Annotated in this window: 20 protein-coding genes; 7 read left to right on the top strand and 13 right to left on the bottom strand. The window is 64.1% G+C overall.

Annotation, left to right across the window (positions count from 1 at the left end; all coding sequences use genetic code 11):
- The first annotated feature begins 38 nt into the window (after positions 1–38).
- Entirely contained in the window at positions 39–752 is a 714-nt protein-coding gene (radC, locus tag HYH07_RS04685) for a RadC family protein (protein WP_220001369.1), read from the top strand.
- A 23-nt stretch (positions 753–775) separates the two neighbouring features.
- Here radC and HYH07_RS04680 read toward each other — a convergent pair whose 3' ends face one another.
- On the bottom strand, positions 776–2287 hold the full coding sequence (locus tag HYH07_RS04680) for a serine hydrolase (RefSeq protein ID WP_228749234.1): 1512 nt from the start codon (positions 2285–2287) through the stop codon (positions 776–778).
- Between the two features lie 168 nt (positions 2288–2455).
- Between HYH07_RS04680 and HYH07_RS04675 the strand changes: the two genes are divergently transcribed.
- Positions 2456–3244, top strand: a complete 789-nt coding sequence (locus HYH07_RS04675; RefSeq protein WP_220001367.1) for a DUF4239 domain-containing protein — start codon at positions 2456–2458, stop codon at positions 3242–3244.
- Between the two features lie 24 nt (positions 3245–3268).
- Here the strand turns inward: HYH07_RS04675 and HYH07_RS04670 are convergent, their stop codons facing one another.
- From HYH07_RS04670 to HYH07_RS04630, 9 genes are all read right to left on the bottom strand, one after another.
- Positions 3269–3574, bottom strand: coding sequence for a hypothetical protein (locus HYH07_RS04670; RefSeq protein ID WP_220001366.1), 306 nt, complete (start codon positions 3572–3574; stop codon positions 3269–3271).
- 150 nt (positions 3575–3724) lie between these two features.
- The gene (locus HYH07_RS04665; protein WP_220001365.1) at positions 3725–4099 is read right to left on the bottom strand and encodes a hypothetical protein; all 375 of its coding nucleotides are present in this window, start codon (positions 4097–4099) and stop codon (positions 3725–3727) included.
- Positions 4100–4192: 93 nt separating this feature from the next.
- Entirely contained in the window at positions 4193–5482 is a 1290-nt protein-coding gene (locus tag HYH07_RS04660; RefSeq protein ID WP_220001364.1) for an RNA polymerase sigma factor, read from the bottom strand.
- 31 nt (positions 5483–5513) lie between these two features.
- Entirely contained in the window at positions 5514–5915 is a 402-nt protein-coding gene (locus tag HYH07_RS04655) for a YciI family protein (RefSeq protein ID WP_057744429.1), read from the bottom strand.
- A gap of 136 nt (positions 5916–6051) precedes the next feature.
- The gene (locus HYH07_RS04650) at positions 6052–6744 is read right to left on the bottom strand and encodes an AprI/Inh family metalloprotease inhibitor (RefSeq protein ID WP_220001363.1); all 693 of its coding nucleotides are present in this window, start codon (positions 6742–6744) and stop codon (positions 6052–6054) included.
- Entirely contained in the window at positions 6744–7733 is a 990-nt protein-coding gene (locus tag HYH07_RS04645; protein WP_220001362.1) for a 2-hydroxyacid dehydrogenase, read from the bottom strand. The genes HYH07_RS04650 and HYH07_RS04645 overlap by 1 nt, the downstream gene beginning before the upstream one ends.
- Positions 7733–8551, bottom strand: coding sequence for an ABC transporter permease (locus tag HYH07_RS04640; RefSeq protein ID WP_220001361.1), 819 nt, complete (start codon positions 8549–8551; stop codon positions 7733–7735). Before HYH07_RS04640 ends, HYH07_RS04645 begins: the two co-directional genes overlap by 1 nt.
- Entirely contained in the window at positions 8548–9363 is an 816-nt protein-coding gene (locus HYH07_RS04635; RefSeq protein ID WP_220001360.1) for an ABC transporter ATP-binding protein, read from the bottom strand. Before HYH07_RS04635 ends, HYH07_RS04640 begins: the two co-directional genes overlap by 4 nt.
- Positions 9364–9374: 11 nt before the next feature.
- Positions 9375–10397, bottom strand: coding sequence for an ABC transporter substrate-binding protein (locus HYH07_RS04630; protein WP_220001359.1), 1023 nt, complete (start codon positions 10395–10397; stop codon positions 9375–9377).
- Between the two features lie 138 nt (positions 10398–10535).
- Here HYH07_RS04630 and HYH07_RS04625 point away from each other — a divergent pair, with 138 nt between their 5' ends.
- The 4 genes from HYH07_RS04625 (at position 10536) to HYH07_RS04610 (ending at position 15263) form a co-directional block, all read left to right on the top strand.
- Positions 10536–11342, top strand: coding sequence for a creatininase family protein (locus HYH07_RS04625; protein ID WP_220001358.1), 807 nt, complete (start codon positions 10536–10538; stop codon positions 11340–11342).
- Positions 11343–11481: 139 nt separating this feature from the next.
- Positions 11482–11745 (top strand): hypothetical protein, encoded by a 264-nt coding sequence (locus HYH07_RS04620; protein WP_220001357.1) that lies wholly within the window; start codon positions 11482–11484, stop codon positions 11743–11745.
- A gap of 204 nt (positions 11746–11949) precedes the next feature.
- Positions 11950–12897, top strand: a complete 948-nt coding sequence (locus HYH07_RS04615) for a DUF1194 domain-containing protein (protein ID WP_409363881.1) — start codon at positions 11950–11952, stop codon at positions 12895–12897.
- A 434-nt stretch (positions 12898–13331) separates the two neighbouring features.
- Entirely contained in the window at positions 13332–15263 is a 1932-nt protein-coding gene (locus HYH07_RS04610; RefSeq protein ID WP_228749254.1) for a carbohydrate porin, read from the top strand.
- 9 nt (positions 15264–15272) lie between these two features.
- Here the strand turns inward: HYH07_RS04610 and HYH07_RS04605 are convergent, their stop codons facing one another.
- Positions 15273–17348: a methyl-accepting chemotaxis protein gene (locus HYH07_RS04605; RefSeq protein ID WP_220001356.1), complete on the bottom strand. Its 2076-nt coding sequence runs from the start codon at positions 17346–17348 to the stop codon at positions 15273–15275.
- Positions 17349–17566: 218 nt separating this feature from the next.
- Here HYH07_RS04605 and HYH07_RS04600 point away from each other — a divergent pair, with 218 nt between their 5' ends.
- A complete protein-coding gene (locus tag HYH07_RS04600) occupies positions 17567–18865 on the top strand; it encodes a hemolysin family protein (RefSeq protein WP_220001355.1) in 1299 nt (432 codons plus the stop codon).
- Positions 18866–18892: 27 nt separating this feature from the next.
- Here the strand turns inward: HYH07_RS04600 and HYH07_RS04595 are convergent, their stop codons facing one another.
- Both HYH07_RS04595 and HYH07_RS04590 read right to left on the bottom strand, forming a co-directional pair.
- A complete protein-coding gene (locus HYH07_RS04595; RefSeq protein WP_220001354.1) occupies positions 18893–19135 on the bottom strand; it encodes a PilZ domain-containing protein in 243 nt (80 codons plus the stop codon).
- A gap of 107 nt (positions 19136–19242) precedes the next feature.
- Positions 19243–20868 (bottom strand): FMN-binding glutamate synthase family protein, encoded by a 1626-nt coding sequence (locus HYH07_RS04590; protein ID WP_228749233.1) that lies wholly within the window; start codon positions 20866–20868, stop codon positions 19243–19245.
- Positions 20869–21250: the final 382 nt, after the last annotated feature.

Here is a 21250-nt window from a genome sequence, read left to right as displayed (position 1 = left end):
GTTGCAAAAGCGATAATCCGCGGCAATGCTGGCGGACGATGCCCGCCAAGTCCGACGCCGACAAAAGCAAGCTAGAAGACACGCCGCATTATCTCGGCCATCGCGAGCGGCTGCGCGAGCGCTTCTACAGCGCCGGCGCGGACGCGCTCAGCGACTATGAGCTGCTCGAGATGGCGCTGTTTCCGGCACTGCCGCGGCGCGACACCAAGCCGCTGGCGAAGACGCTGATCAAGCTGTTCGGCTCATTCGCCGAGGTCGTACATGCGCCGGTGGCGCGCCTGCGCGAGGTCGACGGCGTCGGCGAAGCCGCGATCAACCAGCTCAAGCTGATCGCGGCGGCCGCGCATCGCGTCGCCAAGGGCGAGGTCAACAGCCGCAACGCGCTGTCGTCCTGGAACGAGGTGATCGCCTATTGCCGCACCAGCATGGCCTTCGCCGACAAGGAGCAGTTTCGCCTGCTCTTCCTCGACAAGCGCAACCAGCTGATCGCCGACGAGGTGCAGCAGACCGGCACCGTCGACCACACTCCGGTCTATCCGCGCGAAGTGATCAAGCGCGCGCTGGAGCTGTCGGCGACGGCGCTGATCCTCGTGCACAACCATCCCTCGGGCGATCCCTCGCCCTCGCAGGCCGATATCCAGATGACCAAGGCGATCATCGACATCGCCAAGCCGCTCGGAATTGCGGTGCATGACCACATCATCGTCGGCAAGAACGGGCATGCGAGCTTGCGGGGGATGCGGCTGATATAAGCGCCCCGTTGCAGGATCATGCCTTATCCGCCGGGCTCACTGTCCACCGAAACGTCGCGGCCTTCCCGATCCTTGCCGTGCAGATTGAGCCTGTCACCGTCGAACGACAAGGTCCATTTCTGTAGTTCATCCATTCCGACCGCCTGGCGCTCGATCTCAAACGTCTTGTCGTTCAACCACCTGCCCTTGGACGCAAATATTCCGGAGGCGGTCAGCTGTCCCTTGCGATACAGACCATCAAGTCCAATCGGATCGCTAAACTGGAGTAACTGTCGACCTCGATCCCGCACGTAGGCCTGGAGATCATAGTGCGGATTTGGATCGATGAGGGTCAGCGACAGCGATTTCACACCCAGCGCATTCGCCGGAAATTTGTAGGCCTTTCCCGATATTGCCGATGCGATCTCGGGCGTAGCCCCGACCTCCGTCGCCTTTTCGGTCGACAGCTCGCGAATCTTCTCCGCAAGCAGATTTGCGCCGGCGGCGTCGGGAGGTAATGCCGTTTCGGATTTGACCGCACCGGCGATCAAATCTGCCAGCCTGCCCAACGGACAAAAGTCTCTGGCGGTCGTGACCGCAACGATGTCCAGCCGCGGCAAGACCATGATGAGCTGGCAGTGATATCCGTCCGCGATGAAGACATTCTTTTCGGGAAGCGCCCAGAACAGGTTGGAGTACCGCAAGTCCGGTGCCCGGGGCATATTCATGTTCACGGTTGCATGGTTGACCTTGTCGATCCAGTCGAGCGGAAGCAGCGACTTGTTCTCCCACTCGCCGCTGCGCAAATAAAGATAGCCAATCTTGGCCATGTCGCGCGGCAGTAATGCCAGGCCGAATCCACCGATCGGAATGCCCTCGGGATCGCGCCACCAGTTCGAGACGCTGATCCCGAGTGGGCCGAACAGCTTTGCCTTGGCATAGTCTGCGGTGTTCATTCCCGCGAGCTTGGCAATGATGGCGGACAGTACATGCGTACCCCCGCTGTTATAATTGAAGATGTCGCCTGGCGTGCTCGACATCGGGCGATCAAGGACGAATTGGGTCCAGTCCTGCTCACGGCTCATCTGGATCATCGTATCGGGGCGCCCGTCCAGCGGCTCCTTCCAGTCGAGGCCGGAGGTCATGTCGAGTAGGTTCTGAATCGTTATGGCTTTCTTTCTGTCATCAACATTCGCGATGGCGCGATCGCCAAAAAAATCCAGCATCGGATGGTCGAAGCTGTCCAAGAGGCCGTCCTTGCGGGCGATCGCAACCAGCGTGCCGATCACCGCCTTGGTAGCGGAGTTTATCCGGTGCGGAATGTCGGCGGCATACGGGGCGTAATAGGCATCCAGCACGATTCGTCCGTGCCGGACCACCAGGAGGCTGTCGAGGCTGCGGGTTGCGCCGAAATCAAGCAATTTGGCAAGCGCCGCCGAATCCATGCCCTGCTCTTCCGGCGTAGACGTTTGCCATTGCCGTGTCGGCCAGATGATTGCGGCTTCGCCCTGAGCATAGACCGAATGGCTGGAGATCGAAGCCGCGAGCACGAGCATAGCAAGCGCTGCTCCCGAAACGGCAAATCGTAGCTTTCGCATGGAGCCTCGCCGACTGATTGCAGGATAGATCTTCTTCTACCGAGGGCCTGACTGTCAATTGCCGCATCCGCGCAGGCCGTGCGGTTGCGGCTGATTTTCGCCCACGAATCGCGTAGCAGGAACGGCATGAGCGATTGGTTACACAATCTGCCGGTGCCCTTGATGGCGCTGGTGATCTTCGGCTTCACCTATCTTCTGGCGGCAATGGCGTTCGTCGCGGTCGCGCTGGTTGCGACGAAGGAGCGCGCGGCATCGCTGAAGGCGATCTCGCCCGGCATGCTGCCGGTGCTCGGCATCATCTTCGGCCTGTTCGTCGCCTTCATCGCGGCGCAGGTCTGGGGTGACAGCGATCGCGGCGGCGCCGCGGTGAGCCGCGAGGCCAGCGCGCTTCGAAGCGCCATACTGCTTGCGGCCGGCCTGCCGGCGCAGCAGGACGCGAAACTACGCGGACTGGTGCACGACTATGTCGAGCAGGCCGTCGCGCAGGAATGGCCGATGATGGCGCATCAGGAAGCCTCGCTGAAGGCGACGCCGGCGCCGCTCGCCGAGGCCCTGCAGATGGTCGTCACGATGGAGCCGCAAGGTCGCGCGCAGGAGACCACGCAGCGCGAGATCCTCGCTGCGCTGGAGCAGGCGCTGGACGCGCGCCGGCAGCGCATCGTCGTCAGTCTCGCCTCGGTGAACGCGGTGAAATGGTGGTGCCTTTATCTCCAGGCTCTGTGCGAATTGCTGGTGATCGGCTTCGTGCATTGCGACAACCGCCTGGGATCGGCGATCGCGATGGGCCTGTTCGCGACCGGCGTCGCGACCTCGGTGCTGCTGATCGCAGCGCACGACCGCCCGTTCACCGGCCAGATCTCGATCTCGCCGGAGCCGCTGCGCCAGATCATGCCGGAAGCGCCGGGCAAGACCTAGAGCAAAGCGCCAGTGCCGGCCGGTTCAGTAGCAGTATCGCGGATCGACCGGGACGTAGCGGCCGTCGGCGCGCTGCATGTAGCAGCCGCGCTGATAGGCATAATAGCCGGAGCGGCGGCGTTCGCCTTCGGCAGCGATCGCAGCGCCCGTGCCGGCGCCGACGACGGCACCGATCGCCGCGCCGCGGCCACCGCCAAGCGCGCCGCCCAAGATCGCTCCGCCCACGCCGCCGATGATGGCGCCGCCGACGGCGTCCTGCGCCAGCGCATCATGGGCCGGGATGGCGAAAGCAACCGAGAAACACACCGCAATTCCAAGGCGTCGAAGCATCCCGAATCCTCCATCTGATGCGGCCAGTCACCACGATGATGACGACGGCTCTGAGCATCGCAGGACCCGGCCAAGTTACGCTCTAGGCCCAGTTGCATGGATCCTATCATGCAACATGAACAGTGCGCTACCGGAAAGGGGCGATTGCGGCTACGGATCGACCCAGCGCTGCACGGCCTCCACAGTGTCGGCGGGCGTCGTGTTGAAGCAGATGGCAGCCTGCGGCGCCAGCTGATGGACGAGGTTGAGCACTTTCTCGAACAGCAGCAGCCGCTCCTTCGGCTCGCGCAGGCCCGCGCCGATGACGACGCAGTCGAAGTGCTCCTCGCGCAGCGCCGCCGTCACGGCAGCTTCAGCGGTCGCGTCGAGATCGATCAGGCAGCTCGTGACCTCGTAGCCGAGGCCGCGCAGGCGCAGGAGCTGCGCTTCGATATAGTTGCGCACGAGCGCCGGCGTGAGCTGCGGAAAGGTGCTGTAATCCGCACTGCCGGGTTCGATGCCGATCGCAAGGACGCGCTTGGCCATTGCTGGTTTCCCTGAGCCGACCGTCTTCATTGCTAACAGACTGCCGACCGACGGGTTCCCGGGGTGCGCTTGGCGATCACACGCTTGCGCCGATCATGCTCTAGAGAGAGACTGATCGCTGAGCGCCGCGGCGCGGCGCTGCATCAGCGCGCGCTCGCGTCCGTTGCTCGCAAGATGCGCGGCGGCTTCAAAAGCCTGCCGCGCTTCTGCGAGCCGTCCAAGCTTTTGCAGCAGGTCGCCGCGAACCGCCGGCAGATGGTGATAGGTCGCCAGCGCCGGCTCGCCGGCGACCGCATCCAGCACCTCGAGGCCGGCTTGCGGCCCTTCCGCCATGCCGACGGCGACCGCACGGTTGAGCTCGATGATCGGTGAGCGCACCAGCCGTGCCAGCTCGGCGTAAAGCTGCGCGATGCGCTGCCAGTTGGTCGCTTCCGCCGTCTCCGCCCTGGCGTGGCACGCCGCAATCGCGGCCTGAAGCGCGTAGAATCCGCCGCTGCCGCCGAGCTCGCCGGCGCGTTCGAGCGAACGCAGGCCGCGGCGGATCTGCAACCAGTCCCAGAGCGCGCGATCCTGATCCATCAGCAGAACGGGATCGCCGCTTGCGTCGGTGCGGGCACGGGCTCTCGAGGCATTCAAATCCATCAAGGCGACGAGGCCGTGCACTTCCGGCTCGTCGGGTTCAAGACCCGCGAGCACGCGCCCCATGCGCAGCGCCTCGCCGCAGAGCTGCGGACGCAGCCATTCCTCGCCTCGCGCCGCGAGATAGCCCTCGTTGAAGATCAGGTAGACGACCTCGAGCACCGAGGCGAGACGCTCCGACAGAGCATCGCCGGATGGCGTCTCATAGGCGAGACCGGAATTCGACAGCGTCCGCTTGGCGCGAACGATGCGCTGGGAGATGGTGGCCTCAGGCACGAGATAGGCGCGCGCGATCTCGGAGGTGGTGAGGCCGCAGATCATGCGCAGCGCCAGCGCCGCGCGCGCCTCGCGCGACAGGATCGGATGACAGGCCGTGAAGATCAGCCGCAGCAATTCGTCGCCGACGTCGTCGTCGAGCGCGGCATCGAAATCGGGCACGATGTCCTGCTCCTGCAACATATCCCGCGCCAGCATGGCATGCTTGTCGCTCAGCATCCTGCCGCGACGCAAATGATCGAGCGCACGGCGCTTCGCCGATGTCATCAGCCAGGCGCCGGCATTGTCCGGGACGCCCGTGACGGGCCACGCCTCCAGTGCCGCCACCAGCGCGTCCTGGGTCAGCTCTTCCGCAAGCGGCACGTCGCGCAGCATCCGCGACAGCGTCGCGATCAGCCGCGGCTGCACCACGCGCCAGGTTGCGAGAATCGTGGCACGGACGGCTTGATCGATGTCGGCGGCCGTCATCGCCGCCGACCATGACGCGCGATGCTGTTCATCAGGCGTGGGCAGCTGCCTTCGCGTTCACCTCGCAGGCGCCGTCGACATCAGGCGTGGCGAACGCCCGCAATTCGCAGGTCCCGTCCCAGCCCGGCATGTGATCGAGGTGGAGCTGCATGAATTCCTTGGCCATGGCCAGGGCTTCCGCCTTGTCGCGCAGCTCGAAAATGGCGTAGCCGCCGACCACTTCCTTGGCTTCGATGAAGGGACCGTCGATCACGCTGAGCTCGCCGTCGACGATGCGCACACGTGCGCCTGATGCAAGCGGCATCAAGCCGCCATTGTCGAGCATCCGGCCGGCCTTGATTTCCCGCTCGGATATTTTCTGCATGGCCTCCATCAGCGCGGGGCTGGGGCCTTTCATGGGTTGGCTGGAGGTGACGATGTACATGAAACGCATGCAAAACTCCTGGTAAAGCGAGACGCGGCCGGTTCGGCCGCGCGATCAGCTCGCTACCCAGATGACGATCCAGCCGGGGCCGGTTCGACATGGCCTCAGAAATAATTGGGCCACTGAAAAATTGCAGGACCGGGGCCTATTGGCGCAGCATGATCAGGGGGTCGGCCGTATCGGGAACCCGCCGCCATTGCGCGTTGTCGTCGGCCTCGAACTGCCAGACCTCGCCTGATTTGGACATCAGGATGATCTGGCCGCGCTCGAGCCGCCATTTCGTCGGGTTGAACTGGGCGATGGCCGCATCGCATTTCGGCTTGAGGAAGACCTGGAAATTGTCCTGATCGGCCTCCGTGTTGGTCAGCGTTATCCCGCAGATCGGCTGGCCATTGCCCCGGACCATCGCCCAGTCGCCGATCATCTGGTCCATCGACTTGGCCATCGAGCGGGCGGCAGCGAGATCTTGCAGAATGTAGACGCCCTCGCCCTGGCGCAGGCCCTCGAAGATGCCGGCCTCGACCTCGGTGAAATCGATCACGGATTCACCTGATGCATCCTGCAGGCGGACGATATCGAGGCCCTTGATGCTCCAGGCGACGATATCCTTGGTGAAGGGCAGCGCGGCCTTGCAAGCCGGCTCCAGCTCGAGCTTGAAGCCTTGCGCGGCGGCATCGCCCTTCATCGTGACGACGCAGGTCTTGCTGCGTTCGGTGGTGGAGAGCTCCCACTGCCCGACCATCTCCTTCTTCAGGGTTGTCGCATCCTGCGCATGTGCGATGCCGATCGCGGCCAACAGGGCCGCGACGGCGAATGCAACGGCCCGAACAACTTGCATCAGCGCCCCTTGAACGGCGTCTCGGCAACCGGCGTCAGCGGTGGCTTGCCGGAGAACCATGATTTGAGGTTGTCGACCACGAGCTGGTCCATGGCGTTGCGCGTCACCACCGAGGCCGAGCCGATATGCGGCAGCAGCACGACATTCTGCATGGCCTTGAGTTCATCAGGCACGTTCGGCTCGGCCGCGAACACGTCGAGGCCGGCGGCGAGGATGGTGCCTGACTTCAGCGCCTGGACCAGCGCCTGCTCGTCGACGACAGAACCGCGGGCGACGTTGACCAGCACGCCGCGCGGGCCGAGCGCCTTCAGCACCTCGGCATTGATCATCTTTTCGGTCGAGGCGCCGCCAGGCACGATCACGACAAGCGTGTCCACCGCCTTGGCCATCTCGATCAGATCAGGATAGTGCTTGTAGGAGACGTCCTTGGACGGATTGCGCGAGTGATAGACCACCGGCACCAGCGAGGCATCGAGCCGGCGCGCGATGGCCTGGCCGATCCGGCCCATGCCGACGATGCCGACCTTGCGGTCGCGCAGCGAGCCGACGCTGAGCGGATAGTTCTGCGTGTGCCAGAGGCCTGAGCGCACGTAACGATCGGCCTTGATGAATTCGCGCAACGTGGCGATCAGAAGGCCCATCGCGACGTCGGCGACCTCCTCGGTCAGCACGTCAGGCGTGTTGGTGACGATGATGTTGTGCTCGGCGGCGTATTTGGCGTCGATATGGTCGTAGCCGACGCCGAAGCTCGCCACCATCTCGATCTTGGGCAGCTGCGACAGCGAATCCTTGTCGGCGCGGACGGTGTGATAGGTCACCGCGACGCCGCGGATCTTGTCGCGGATCGCCGGCGTCAGCCGCTCGAGGTCGCCGCGCGTCTCGGCCTTGTGCACGACGAAATGATCGGAAAACCCGTTCTCGAGGATCGGCCGCGCCGGCCCATAGATCAAGAGGTCGATTTTGTCGGACGAAATCGAACCGGTAGACATCAGGTTTCCTTTCCAAGCGCGCTCTCATGCCAGCGCCGTAAAACGAGGTGGGAAATTAGCGCCAGCACCCCATAGATGACAATCCCGGCCAGCGACAACAACAGCAGCGCCGCGAACATGCGGGGTATGTTCAAGCGATAGCCGGATTCCGCGATCCTGTAGGCAAGGCCCGAGCCGGCCCCCGCCGTTCCCGCCGCGATCTCGGCGACGACGGCGCCGATCAGCGACAGGCCGCCGGCGATGCGCAGGCCGCCGAGGATATAGGGCAGCGCCGCGGGCAGCTTCAGGAAGCGCAGGGTCTGCGGCTTCGAGGCGCCATAGAGCTGGAACAGGCCGGCGAGATTGCGGTCGACCGAATTGAGCCCGAGCGTGGTGTTCGACAGCACCGGGAAGAAGGCGACGATGAAGGCGCAGACGACGACGGCGGTCTGCTGCTCCAGATAGATCAGCAGCAATGGCGCGACCGCGATGACGGGTGTCACCTGCAGCACGACGGCATAGGGGAACAGCGAATATTCCACCCATTTCGACTGGTTGAACAACAGCGCCAGCGCGATGCCGCCGATGCTCGCGGCGACGAACCCTTCAAGCGTCGTCAGCAGCGTGGTGGCGAGCGATTGTGACAACACCGCCCAGTCCTTGATCAGCGTCAGGACTATCGCCGACGGCGCCGGTAGCACATAAGGCGGAATCTCCTTGATGCGAACCACGAGTTCCCAGGCGGCAAGGCCGGCCGCAAACACGATGACGGGCAGCACGAAGCGCACCGCGCTTTGCGCGCCCGACGGCTTTGCGGCGACGGCAGCTTGCAAGTTCATAGTGTCGACTGCCCCGAATAAGAGGGCGCGAGCGCAGCCGAGACGCGGCGGCAATAGTCAGAGTACGCGGTGGACGTCCGGAACTCCTCGCCGCGCGGCTCGACGGTCTCGATGCGGATGTCGGCCTGAATGCGGCCGGGCCGCGCCGTCATGACCACGACGCGCTGCGACAGATAGACGGATTCGAACACCGAATGGGTGACGAAGATGACGGTCTTGCCGAGGCTGCGCCACAGCGCGAGCAGATCGTTGTTGAGGCGGAAGCGCGTGATCTCGTCGAGCGCGGCGAACGGCTCATCCATCAGGAGGATGTCAGGATCGGTGACGAGCGCGCGGGCGAGCGACGCCCGCATCTTCATGCCGCCGGACAATTCACGCGGAAACGCATCGGCGAAATCGGCAAGCCCAACGCTCGCCAGTGCTGCATCGGCGCGTGCCCGCCCTTCGGCCTTGGCGATGCCGCCAAGCTTCAGCGGCAGCCGCACGTTCTCGCGCACGCTGGTCCAGGGCATCAGGGTCGGCTCCTGGAACACGAAGCCGATGCCATGTCCAATTTGGACATCACCCTCGTGGCGCGACACCCGCACCGCGCCCGATGATGCCGGACTGAGCCCCGCAATCAGTCGCAGCGCCGTCGACTTGCCGCAGCCGGAGGGGCCGAGCAGCGAGATGAACTCGCCTTTGGGCACCGCGAGATCGAGCGGACCCAGCGCCATGACGCCGTTGTCGTAGACCTTCGTCACGCCGCGCAGGTGGACGGCAAGTGCCGTCAGGCTGGCCTTGATCGTCGACGAAGGTTTGGCTGACGACATCAACGCTTGCGCTACGGCTTGTTCGGGCGCAGCTCGACGCCGACGCCCTTGTTGACGAAGCGCAGTGTGTAGGACTTGCGGAAGTCGAGATCGCCCTTCACCACGCCGGCCTTCACCATCTTGTTGAAGAATGAGGTGTAACGCTCGTCGCTCATCGCGCCGATGCCGCTCTTAAGGCTGTCGCCGGAATCGACGATGCCATATTCCTTCATCTTGGCGACGGAATAGGCCAGCAGATCGTCGGTCATTTCAGGATTGAGCTTCTTGATCATGGCATTGCCGGCGGAATTGTCGCGATAGATATAATTGTACCAGCCGACGATCGAGGCATCGACGAAGCGCTGCACCATGTCAGGCTTCTTCTCGACGATGTCGCGCCGGGTCTCGATCAAGGTTGAATAGGTGTTGAAGCCGGCATCGGCGAGCAGGATGACGTTGGGCTTGAAGCCCGCGGCCTTCTCGACCGCGAAGGGCTCGGAGGTGACGTAGCCCTGCATCGCGCTCTTGGGATTGGCGATGAAGGGCTGCGGATTGAAATTATAGGGCCGGACGTTCTTCTCGCTGAACCCGTATTCGGACTTGAGCCACTGGAAATAGCTGGTCATTCCCTCCTTGGAGACGAACAGTGTCAGCGGCTTGAGATCCTCGAGCTTGGTGACCTTCGCATCCGGCTGCGACAGCAGCACCTGCGGGTCCTTCTGGAACATCGCGGCGATGGTAATGACGGGGACGTTGTTGGCCACCGCGTCGAACGACATCAGCGTGTTCGCCGCCATGAAGAAATCGATCTTGCCGGCGATCAGCAGCATCCGATTGTTCTCGTTCGGCCCGCCGGGCACGATGGTGACGTCGAGCCCGTATTTCTGGTAGGTGCCGTCGGCGACCGCCTGGAAGAAGCCGCCATGCTCGGCCTCGGCGACCCAGTTGGTGCCGAAGCTGACCTTGTCCAGGGTCTCGCTGCGCGCCGGCAGGATCGATAAGACAGAGGCCAGCAAGCCCGCCGTTAATGCTCGCCGCAGATGGGATGGGCTCATGAATGCACTCCGTGGATCGCTTCTAGCCGATGTGACAACAACGCGATAAAACCGCAACATATCAGGGGACGCGAACCGGCCGGGCCCGCGTCCCCTGATAACCCAAACTACGTGACAAATTCGGGCAAAGAAACCTTGATGACGCCTTCCCGCGACTGGACCGAGATCCGCTGGGCCGATGCGAGCCATGCGGACATTTCGCGTTGGATCGCGGTGCTGCCGCTGGCGGCAACCGAGCAGCACGGCCCGCATTTGCCCCTCGAGACCGACGTGCTGATCGCCGAAGCTTATCTTGCGCGCGTGCGCGAGCTGCTGCATGCGACGGTGCCGGTGACGTTCCTGCCGATTGAACGCGTCGGCATCTCCACCGAGCATATCGACTATCCTGGCACGCAGACGCTGCCGAATGAAGTGGCGCTGAGGCGCTGGACCGGGATCGGCGAGGACATCGCGCGACGTGGCGTCAAAAAGCTCGTCATCATCACCAGCCATGGCGGCAACAGCGCGGCGATGATGCTGGTGGCGCAGGATCTTCGCGCGCATCAAAAACTGTTCGTGGTGACGACATCGTGGTCGCGGCTGTCGGCTGCGGACAAGCTGTTCCCATCGGATGAAGTGCGCCATGGCATTCACGGTGGCGCGGTCGAGACCTCGATCATGCTGGCGCGCTATCCCGACCAGGTGCGCGCTGACGCGATCGCGGATTTTGCCGCGAGCAGCATCGCGATGGAGCAACAATATCGCTGGCTCTCGACGCAACGGCCCGCGCCCTTTGCCTGGCAGGCGCAGGATCTCAACGCGAGTGGCGCCGTCGGCAACGCCACGCTGGCGGTGCCCGAGAAAGGCGAGCAGCTGCTCGACCAGGGCGCGCGCGCCTTTTGCGAGCTGCTGGCCGAGGTCGATAAATTCGACGTGAGCAGGCTCGCCAAGGGCCCGCTCGGCTAGCCGACATCCATCTGAAATCACTGGCGAAAGCGCCGGTTTTCCGAGCCGGGCTGCGCATCTTCGAACCTGATGCGGCAAGCCTCCGTCCAATTGGGCACGCGGACCACAACGGACCGCCTCAACCCGGATGGAGTTTCACATGTCGATCAAGACCAGGATTGCCGCCGTCGCTCTGGCAACCCTCACCATCACCGCTGGCGTCGCTTCCTCGACCTCGACCGCTCAAGCCAAGCCGCTCGGCTGGGGCTGGGGTGTCGGAGCCGGCATCGCCACCGCCGCCATCGTCGGCACCGCGATCGCCGCCAGCAACGAACCCTATTACTACGGCTATCACCGCTGCGGCTTGCAGCCCCGCTACAACGCCTTCGGCCAGTACGTCGGCAGCGTCCGCGTCTGCTACTGATTTGAGGTTCTGAGGCCGATCTTACGTGGATCCTGCGTCCGACACGGGCGCCTCATCCACCCCGTGTCGTGCCCGACCCGCCCGGTTGTCCCCCCGGGCGGGTCACCTTTTTTGGGGGCGCAGAACAGCCCAGCATGACTCAGACGGTCCTTCCGATTGCTCGTTCCGCGTGTCAGGATACGGATGAGTGGCTGGAGGGCGAGCGTGAATTGGCGGGTCTTAGTTGGATCGATCCTGATTGCGATCCTGACATCGATACAGGCATTTTCCGAGCCGGCCTCACGGCCGCAAACAGCGATCCAAGGCGACAGCCGCTCCTCCGTGGACCTCGAACTCGTAATTGCGGTCGACGTTTCCTACTCGGTGGAACCGGGTGACCTGGAGGCTCAACGCGAAGGCTATGCCAAGTCCATTGTCTCGAAGGAGTTTCTCCGAGCGGTGCGAGCCGGTCCTATCGGCAAGATCGCGTTGACTTATTTCGAATGGTCGTCGACCGGCGACCAGAAAATAATCGTACCCTGGCGACAGATCGACGGGCCGGAAGCGGCTGAGGCCGTCGCAACTGAAATTAGCAATGCTCCGATCCGCCGCGGTTCGCGTACCTCGATTTCAAGTGCGATTAAATTCGCCGCGTCGCTGTTCGAGCAGAACCCCTACAGTGGGTCGCGCCGCATCATCGACATTTCGGGCGACGGTCCCAACAGCAACGGCGATCCGGTCACCTCAGCGCGCGACACAGCGTTGCAGCAGGGCATCGTCATCACCGGCCTGCCGGTCATGACCAACGCGACACCCGCTGACGCGACGGACTTCCAGCATATCGATCATATCGATTGGTACTATGAGGATTGCGTGATCGGCGGCCCAGGCTCCTTTGTTGTGCCGATCACCAACCGCGAAAACTTCAAGGAGGCGATCCGGACCAAGCTGGCGCTCGAGGTTGCGGGCCGCACGCCGGAACGATCGGTCGCCCCCTCTGGGGACGAGAAGCCGCGGGTTCTCTGCACGATCGGTGAAAAACTCTGGCAGCAGCGCTGGAATACGCCGGCGACGTTTACTCCGGCGATGAGCAAACCGGCGGCGAACAGTCCGTCGAGCAAGGAGGACGCGCTGCTCGACAAGAAGATCAAGGGCATCTGCCGCGGCTGCTAGGCGCTACCGTTGGCTGGCGGCCGGCCACATGCTCTTCGCGATGACACCACCCCTACCCCATTCACCAAGTCTCGGACCGGCCTCCAAGAGCCGGGCTCCACGCGCGCCATCCAGTTCCTGTCTCCCTAAGCGTTGTTGCAGCCCCGTCACAGAAAGGTGCGAACCATCACCTGCGGCAATCTGCACTAGTTGCTATTGCGAATTAATCGCAATAAAGTTCACTGCACGTGCAGGGACTTGGGAAGAAACGCGTCGAATCCGGATCATCTCGGCCGATGGCGTGCGCAACCGGAACCTGATGACAGGGCATCGCGAATCGGCAGGGATATCGCAGCGGGTGGATGACATTCGCGTTTTGGGGGCGTTTCGTTTTGACGTTGAGAGGTCACCGTTACAGGTATTTGTGGACGGCCGCGGCAATCGCCTCGGGCGTGATGGTTTTGCCCACCACCAGCCGCGCCGCTGACCGGCCTCTGAAGGCGCCAGCGCTGAAGGCTGTCTACGACTGGACCGGCTTCTATATCGGCGCGCATGTCGGCGTGACCCGTGGCACCTCGTCGGCGACGCTGACCGATCCCACCGTTGCAGCCGGCAACAACGTCTTCACCGGCGCGACCGGGGGCGTGCAAGCCGGCTACAATTGGCGCCTGAACTCTGGCCTGCTGCTCGGCCTGGAGGGCGACATCTCCTTTCCGAACTACCTGCCCTCCAACCATGTCGTGTCGTCGGCTGCGACGGCGCTGTCGAGCGCGGAAGAGCGTTGGGACTATGTCGCGAGCCTGCGCGCCCGTCTCGGTTACACCACGGGCAATTGGCTGTTCTACGCGACCGGCGGCGCGGCCTTTGCCGGCGAACGATTTCTCTCGACGCCGACGGGTGGCAATGAACAGAAGGTGCTGAACACCCGCTTCGGCTGGATCGCCGGCGGCGGCGTCGAATACGCCTTCGCGCCGCACTGGAGCGCGCGGCTCGAATATCTCTACAGCAAGTTCGAGCACGCCAACGTCAGCTTCCCGTCCGGCGGGCAATATTCGTCGTCGATGGATTTCCAGAGCCTGCGGATCGGCCTCAATCGCAAGATCGATTGGCCTGATATGCCGGCCTATCATCCGAAGTCGGATATCACCGACACCGAATCGAGCCGCTGGGAGATCCACGGCCAATCAACGGCACTGGCGCAGGGCCATCCGTCCTTCAGCGCGCTCTATACCGGACCGAACAGCCTGACGACGTCGCCGGATTTGCAGGAGACATGGAGCAACTCGCTCTATCTCAATGCGCGGCTGTGGGACGGCGGCGAGGTCTATTTCAATCCGGAGCTATTGCAGGGATTCGGCTTCAACAACACCACGGGCGCGGGGGGCTTTCCCAATGGCGAAGCGCAGAAATCCGGCTTCCCCTACCCGCACTTCAACGCCTCGCGGCTGTTCGTGCGCCAGACCTTCGGCTTGGGCGGCGAGCAGGAAGAGCTTGCCAGCGGCCAGCTTCAACTCGCCGGCAAGGCCGACATCTCGCGACTGACCTTGCAGGTCGGCAAATTCTCCGTCGTCGACGTATTCGATGGCAATGCCTACGCGCACGATCCGCGCAAGGACTTCATGAACTGGTCGATCTGGGCGTCCGGAGCCTTCGACTATGCCGCCGACAAGCTCGGCCTCGGCTATGGGGCCACCGCCGAATTGAATCAGAAGCAATGGGCGCTGCGCGGCGGCTACTTCCTGATGGACGCCGTATCCAACTCGAACAATTTCGACATGAACATCGGCCGTCGTGGCGAATATGTCGTGGAGCTTGAGACGCGCTATTCGCTGTTCGGCCAGCCCGGCAAGCTGCGCACGCTCGGCTTCGTCAACAGCGCCTTCTCCGGCAGCTATCGCGAGACGCTGGACAACCCCGCGTTCGGCGTCGACATCACCCAGACCCGCCGCGGCCGCCTCAAATACGGCTATGCGCTCAACCTCGAACAGGCTGTTACCGACGACATCGGCGTGTTCGGCCGCTGGAGCTGGAACGACGGTCGCAACGAGATCATGGCCTTCACCGATATCGACCGCAGCCTATCCGGCGGCGTCTCGGTGAAGGGCACCAAATGGGGCCGGCCGGACGACGTCGTCGCCATCGCCGGCGCCGTCAACGGCCTCTCGCAGGACCATCGTGACTTCATCGCCGCCGGCGGTCTCGGCCCGCTGATCGGCGACGGCGCGCTCAACTACCGGAACGAGCGCGTGCTGGAAACCTATTACGCCTATGCGCTGAACAAGGCGCTGACGTTTACCGCCGACTACCAGCTCATCGTCAATCCCGCCTATAACGCGGACCGCGGGCCGGTCTCGGTGTTCTCGGGACGGCTGCACGGCGAATTCTGAGCACGCGTCTTACGCGGCTCGGATCGCGTCCAGGAACTTTCCGACCTCGCTCTTGAGACGGGTGCTTTCGCCGGACAGGGACTTGGCCGAAGCAAGGACGTTGGCGGATGCCGATCCGGTCTGGCTCGCGCCGTGCTGCACGTCGACGATGCTGGCGGAAACCTGCTGCGTGCCGCGCGCCGCCTGCTGCACGTTGCGGGAAATCTCGCGGGTCGCCGCGCCCTGCTGCTCGACCGCCGAGGCGATCGCGGATGCGATCTCCGACATCCTTGTAATGGTGTCGCTGATCGCCTTGATGGCGCCGACGGACTCCTCCGTCGCGGCCTGGATACCTGAGATCTGCTGGCTGATCTCGCCGGTGGCCTTGGCGGTCTGTTCGGCCAGCGCCTTGACCTCGGAGGCGACCACCGCGAAGCCGCGTCCGGCCTCGCCGGCGCGCGCCGCCTCGATGGTGGCGTTCAGCGCCAGAAGATTGGTCTGGCCCGCGATCTGGCTGATCAGCTCGACGACGTCGCCGATCCGCCCCGCCGCCTTGGCGAGCTCGCCGACATGGTCGTTGGTCTGCTCGGCCTGCTGCACGGCTTCCCCGGCGACGCGCGCGGACTCCTGAACCTGCCTGCCGATCTCGTCGACCGACGAGGCCATCTCCTCCGCCGCCGCCGCGACGGTCTGCACGTTGGTGGAGGCCTGCTCGGAGGCCGCCGCGACGGTCGCGGTGACCTTTTCCGATTGATCGGCGGCGCTCGTCAGCGTTCCCGCCGAAATCTCCAGCTCCGAAGAGGCCGACGCGACCGTGTTGACCACGTCGCCGATCATCGCCTCGAAATCGCGCGCGATCTGGTCCATGCGCTGGCTGCGCTTGAGCTTGGCCTCGGCCTCGACCGCGGCCGCCTCGTCGGCGGCCTTCTGGGCGAGCAGCGAATCCTTGAAATGCTGCAACGAGCCGGCGACCTGACCGATCTCGTCGTCGCGGCCGGTGGCCGGAATCTCGACCTCGTGTCGTCCGGCGGCGAGCGCACCGATCACGCCCGCCAGCTTCGCCAGCGGCGTCACAACGCGGCGACGCAGCATCAAGGTCACACCGGCCAGCGTGCCGAGCAACGCCAGCACGGCAACGGCCGCGAGCGCGAGCATCGCCAGCGCGCCGCTGCGGGCAGCCGAGGCGCGCTCGGCCGCTTCCGCCAGGGCGGCGTCGCGCACGCCGAAGAACATCTGGATGGCAGGCACGATCACGTTGGCAAACTCATCGTTCGTGATGCCGTACTTGCCGTCGGCGCGCGCGGCGGGCATCTCCTTTTCAACTACCGGCGCAGCTTTTCCAAAATAGGACTCGCTCGCCGCCTTGAACGCGGCGGCGATGCGCGGCGGATTGCCGAGCTGGTCGATGCCGGCCGCGATCCGCTCGCGATCGGCCTCGACACGCCCCTGCATGCGATCCATCAGAGAGAACTCAGCCGTCACCAACGGTCGATGTGCGGTCAACGCCGGGGCCAACGTCGCGGCGCGATTGCCGGCCGAGACGCGAAGATCCTGCGCCGTCCGCGCCAGGCTCAACAGCGCCGCCAGCGAGGAATCGGCATCCACGACCCTTCCCTCCAGCCGGTTCATGATCGGTTCGATGCCGGCGATGACCTCGGCAACGGCGGGAAGGAAGCCCTTGATCGCGGCGCTGTCGCGCGCAGCAAGAGGAACGCTCATGGCGCGGTCTGCAGCGGTGGTGATTTCCTTCAGCCGCCGCGCTGTGCGGTCGAGGTTTTCGGCCATCGGAGCGCCGTCATCCAGCATCAGAAAGGCGCGCCTTGCGCTCTCGAAGGAGGCTTCGGCTGCTTTCGCAGCCTTGGTCGTGGCGTCAGTCTGAGCCTGCGTCGCAGCTCCCTCCTGAAAGATGGGAGAGATGTAGGGGGCACGAAGGCCGGCGACGTGTTGGCTGACCATGAGGATCGTGCCGAACGCGTCGACTCGCTTGATCGCGTCGGATCGGTCGGTGAAGATGCGGGTCTGCGGTATCAGCACCTCGGCGCCAAGGATGACTGCAAAGACCGTCACCGTCAGCATCGACAGCGCGAAAAGCTTCCCTATCCGCATCCTCAGGTCCTCGAACAGATTTCTGCAAATTGTCAGAAAATCTAACGGGCGGCGGCTAAGAGCCCGTTAAGCACGGTTCCGTAGTTCCGCGGAGTGTCAGATGGACGCGGGGCGCCCGAACGCGGCGCTGATGCGACAGAATGGCGGCAGTTTCCTCCCAGAATACCTATATCAGTGCGGTTCCGGCCGACGCCACACTCCCTTACCTTGGAAGGTCAATGCTCTCCGTCGAACTCATCATCGTCGTGGTCCTGATCGTCATCAATGGCCTGCTCTCCATGTCGGAGCTCGCGGTGGTCTCATCGCGCCCGGCGCGGCTGTCGGTGCTGGCCGCCAAAGGCGTGCGCGGTGCGGAGCGCGCGCTGACATTGGCCGCCGATCCCGGCAAGTTCCTGTCGACCGTGCAGATCGGCATCACGCTGGTTGGCGTGCTCTCCGGCGCCTTCTCCGGTGCGACGCTCGGGCAGCGGCTGACGCAATGGCTGGTCGAGCTCGGCGTGTCCTCGGGCATTGCCGACATTGTCGGTGTCGGCATCGTCGTCACCATCATCACCTATGCGACGCTGATCGTCGGCGAGCTGGTGCCGAAGCAGGTGGCGCTGCGCGACCCCGAGAGCATCGCAGTGAAGGTTGCGCCCGCGATGCACGTGCTGGCGCGGATCTCGTTGCCGCTGGTGTTTCTGCTCGACGTCTCCGGCAAGCTGATCCTCACCCTGCTCGGTCGTGGCGGCAAGGCGGAAGAGAAAGTGTCGGAGGACGAGATCCATCATCTCGTCCACGAGGCCGAAAGCGCCGGCGTGCTCGAGCCCGGCGAGAAGGAAATGATCGCGGGCGTGATGCGGCTCGGCGACCGCCCGGTCGGCGCGGTGATGACGCCGCGCACCGAGGTCGACGAGATCGACCTGAGTGACGATCAGGAGATGATCCAGGCACTGATCGCCAAGAGCCCGCATTCGCGTTTTCCGGTTTGCGACGGCGATCGCGACAAGCCGATCGGGGTGCTCCAGGCCAAGGATCTGCTGGTTGCCTATATGCGCGAGCGCACGCCCGATCTGCGCGCGCTGGTGCGCGAGACGCCGATCATTCCGGCATCCGCGGACGCGCGCGACGTGCTCGCGATTCTGAAGGCCGCGCCGGTGCATATCGGTCTCGTCCATGACGAGTACGGCGCATTCGAGGGCGTGGTGACGGCGGCGGATATTCTGGAATCGATCGTCGGCGCCTTCCATTCCGAGGAAGGCCCACCGGAGCCGGCCTATGTCAGGCGCGCGGATGGCTCGCTGCTGGTCTCGGGCTGGATGCCGGTCGACGAGTTCGGCGAGCTCTTGAGCGTCGAGCTGCCGCCGCATCACCGCTACAACACGGTAGCCGGCCTCGTGCTGCAGCAATTCACCGTGCTGCCCCATGTCGGCGACGCCTTCGACTTCGCCGGTTGGCATATCGAGGTGGTCGATCTCGACGGCCGACGGATCGACAAGATTCTGGCGAGCCGGCGGGGTGAGGTGGAGACGGGATAATTTGCCGCGCGCATCAAGCGCAAAGCCTCACCCGAACCGCACTCCGATCCGCTTTTCCTTGCGCCACACCACCGTGCAGGGCAGGTGCACACCCTCGGCCTTGATATTGAGGGTGAAATGCTCGGGAATGCCGACCGGGCTGGTAACGTCCAGGGCGGCGCCGGTGGCGGAGAAATTGCGGACGGTGCAATCAATCGCGCCGCCGCCGAACTCAATGGCTCCGGCCTTCAATACGCGGTGCCTGGCCTTGGTGCGGCGCTCTTCGTCCATGGGGACATTTTACACCCCAAGCTGAAACGAAGGTTAATATACAAAACCTGCCGACGAATTTACGCCGCAGCGCACCCGGCGGCGTCATGGCGCAAGGCGGGGAGCCCTCACGGCAGCGGCTGGAACGAGGCCGCCTGGGCCAGCCGCCAGGCATCGCGAAACCGCGGATCCTCGGTGCCTTCGAGCAGCTCGCCCGGCCGCAGCGCCGGATAGAGCTGGGCAAAGGATTGCACCTTGGTCGTCGACGTCCTCTGACTGAAGTGGATCGGGCGCAGCTCCTGCGGATGTTCGAGACCGGCCGCGGCAATCAGCTCGGTCAGCGAGTGCAGCGTGGCGTGGTGATAGTTGGCCACGCGGTCGATCTTGAGCGGCACGTAGAGCGCGCGTGCCCGGGTCGGATCCTGGGTCGCGACACCGGTCGGGCAGCGGTCGGTGTGGCAGCTCAGCGATTGGATGCAGCCGAGCGAGAACATGAAGCCGCGCGCCGAATTGCACCAGTCGGCGCCGATCGCCATCGCGCGGGCCATGTCGAAGGCGGTCGCGATCTTGCCCGATGCGCCGATCTTGATGCGGTCGCGCGCGTTGATGCCGATCAGCGCGTTGTGGACGAAATTGACGCCCTCGCGCATCGGCATGCCCAAATGGTCCATGAATTCCAGCGGCGCCGCACCGGTGCCGCCTTCATTGCCGTCGACGACAATGAAATCAGGGTAGATGCCGGTCTCCAGCATCGCCTTGCAGATTGCCAGGAATTCCCAGGGGTGGCCGATGCAGAGCTTGAAGCCGGCCGGCTTGCCGCCTGACAGCCGTCGCATCTCGGCGACGAACTGCATCATACCCGTGGGACTCGAGAAGGCGCGATGCGAGGCCGGCGAAATGCAATCCTCGCCCATCGCGACGCCGCGGATCTTGGAGATTTCTTCCGAGACCTTTGCCGCCGGCAGCACGCCGCCATGGCCGGGCTTGGCGCCCTGGCTGATCTTGAGCTCGACCATCTTGATCTGGTCCTGGCTCGCAACCCGCGCGAACGCCTCCGGATCGAAGCTGCCGTCGCGATGGCGGCAGCCGAAATAGCCGGAGCCGATCTCCCAGATGACGTCACCGCCCATCTCCGCGTGATAGGGGCTGAAGCCGCCCTCGCCAGTGTCATGCGCGAAGCCGCCCTTCCTGGCGCCGGCATTGAGCGCGCGCACGGCATTGGGGCTGAGCGCGCCAAAGCTCATCGCCGAGATGTTGAACACCGAGGCCGAATACGGCTTTGCGCAGTCCGGCCCGCCGATGGTGACGCGAAACTTCTCCTCGGCATGCGCCTTCGGCGCTACCGAGTGATGCATCCACTCATAGCCCTCGCGATAGACATCCTCCTGGGTGCCGAACGGCCGCTTGTCGAGTTGCATCTTGGCGCGCTGATAGACCACCGCACGGGTGTCGCGCGAGAACGGCATGCCGTCCTTCTCGCTCTCGAAGAAGTACTGCCGCATCTCCGGGCGGATTTCCTCCAGGAGGAAACGGATATGGGCGGAGATCGGGTAGTTGCGCAGCACCGCGTGGCTCTTCTGCATCAGGTCGCGGACGCCGAGCAGCGTCAGCGCGCCGAAGATGCAGATCGGGACCAGCAGGATGTCGAAGATCCTGCGGTCGGCGATGGCAATGCCGATCAGGAGCGCGGTGACGACGGCGCAGATCGTCAGGACGATGAAGCGCGGCGAGAACGGCAGCAGAAGGGTCTCCATGATCCCCTCTTCCGCCAACGGCAAACGTTTGGGCGATTCCTGCGTCTTGTTGTTGTCGGCCACGATTCCCACCCTCTCGCCAGCATCAGGCGGAACGATACGCCCGCGCCTGTCATACGGATATGACGCAGCGCTTGTTTCAGGCTAGCGAATTCGCCCGAGAAAAATCAATCCACCGAGAGGTTGGCTATCGCACTGCAGCAGAGGCGGGGATGAAAGGAGCGGCTGGCCGGCCAGGACGCTGTAGCCATCGCCGTCGTCCTGGCGAAAGCCACGACCTATTCCCCCTAAACGGGGCTGTGCGAAGACTGACAACGACCAGCCTTCGCCACATTTGATTCGGTGGCTATGGATCCTGGCTTTCGCCAGGACGACACCGAGA

It is taken from the genome of Bradyrhizobium sp. BR 10261 (assembly GCF_019455395.1).
Taxonomy (GTDB): Bacteria; Pseudomonadota; Alphaproteobacteria; order Rhizobiales; family Xanthobacteraceae; genus Bradyrhizobium; species Bradyrhizobium manausense.
This window is presented reverse-complemented; position numbering and strand designations above follow the sequence as displayed.

Excerpts from the sequence above, each read along its gene's own strand:
- HYH07_RS04665 (WP_220001365.1), bottom strand. The coding sequence starts at position 4,099 with ATGGCCAAGCGCGTCCTTGCGATCGGCATCGAACCCGGCAGTGCGGAT.
- HYH07_RS04655 (WP_057744429.1), bottom strand. The coding sequence starts at position 5,915 with ATGCGTTTCATGTACATCGTCACCTCCAGCCAACCCATGAAAGGCCCC.
- HYH07_RS04645 (WP_220001362.1), bottom strand. The coding sequence starts at position 7,733 with ATGTCTACCGGTTCGATTTCGTCCGACAAAATCGACCTCTTGATCTAT.
- HYH07_RS04605 (WP_220001356.1), bottom strand. The coding sequence starts at position 17,348 with ATGCGGATAGGGAAGCTTTTCGCGCTGTCGATGCTGACGGTGACGGTC.
- HYH07_RS04620 (WP_220001357.1), top strand. The coding sequence starts at position 11,482 with ATGTCGATCAAGACCAGGATTGCCGCCGTCGCTCTGGCAACCCTCACC.
- HYH07_RS04670 (WP_220001366.1), bottom strand. The coding sequence starts at position 3,574 with ATGCTTCGACGCCTTGGAATTGCGGTGTGTTTCTCGGTTGCTTTCGCC.
- HYH07_RS04630 (WP_220001359.1), bottom strand. The coding sequence starts at position 10,397 with ATGAGCCCATCCCATCTGCGGCGAGCATTAACGGCGGGCTTGCTGGCC.
- HYH07_RS04640 (WP_220001361.1), bottom strand. The coding sequence starts at position 8,551 with ATGAACTTGCAAGCTGCCGTCGCCGCAAAGCCGTCGGGCGCGCAAAGC.
- HYH07_RS04680 (WP_228749234.1), bottom strand. The coding sequence starts at position 2,287 with ATGCTCGTGCTCGCGGCTTCGATCTCCAGCCATTCGGTCTATGCTCAG.
- radC (WP_220001369.1), top strand. The coding sequence starts at position 39 with ATGCCCGCCAAGTCCGACGCCGACAAAAGCAAGCTAGAAGACACGCCG.
- HYH07_RS04660 (WP_220001364.1), bottom strand. The coding sequence starts at position 5,482 with ATGACGGCCGCCGACATCGATCAAGCCGTCCGTGCCACGATTCTCGCA.
- HYH07_RS04625 (WP_220001358.1), top strand. The coding sequence starts at position 10,536 with ATGACGCCTTCCCGCGACTGGACCGAGATCCGCTGGGCCGATGCGAGC.
- HYH07_RS04635 (WP_220001360.1), bottom strand. The coding sequence starts at position 9,363 with ATGTCGTCAGCCAAACCTTCGTCGACGATCAAGGCCAGCCTGACGGCA.
- HYH07_RS04595 (WP_220001354.1), bottom strand. The coding sequence starts at position 19,135 with ATGGACGAAGAGCGCCGCACCAAGGCCAGGCACCGCGTATTGAAGGCC.
- HYH07_RS04650 (WP_220001363.1), bottom strand. The coding sequence starts at position 6,744 with ATGCAAGTTGTTCGGGCCGTTGCATTCGCCGTCGCGGCCCTGTTGGCC.
- HYH07_RS04675 (WP_220001367.1), top strand. The coding sequence starts at position 2,456 with ATGAGCGATTGGTTACACAATCTGCCGGTGCCCTTGATGGCGCTGGTG.
- HYH07_RS04590 (WP_228749233.1), bottom strand. The coding sequence starts at position 20,868 with ATGGAGACCCTTCTGCTGCCGTTCTCGCCGCGCTTCATCGTCCTGACG.
- HYH07_RS04610 (WP_228749254.1), top strand. The coding sequence starts at position 13,332 with ATGGTTTTGCCCACCACCAGCCGCGCCGCTGACCGGCCTCTGAAGGCG.
- HYH07_RS04600 (WP_220001355.1), top strand. The coding sequence starts at position 17,567 with ATGCTCTCCGTCGAACTCATCATCGTCGTGGTCCTGATCGTCATCAAT.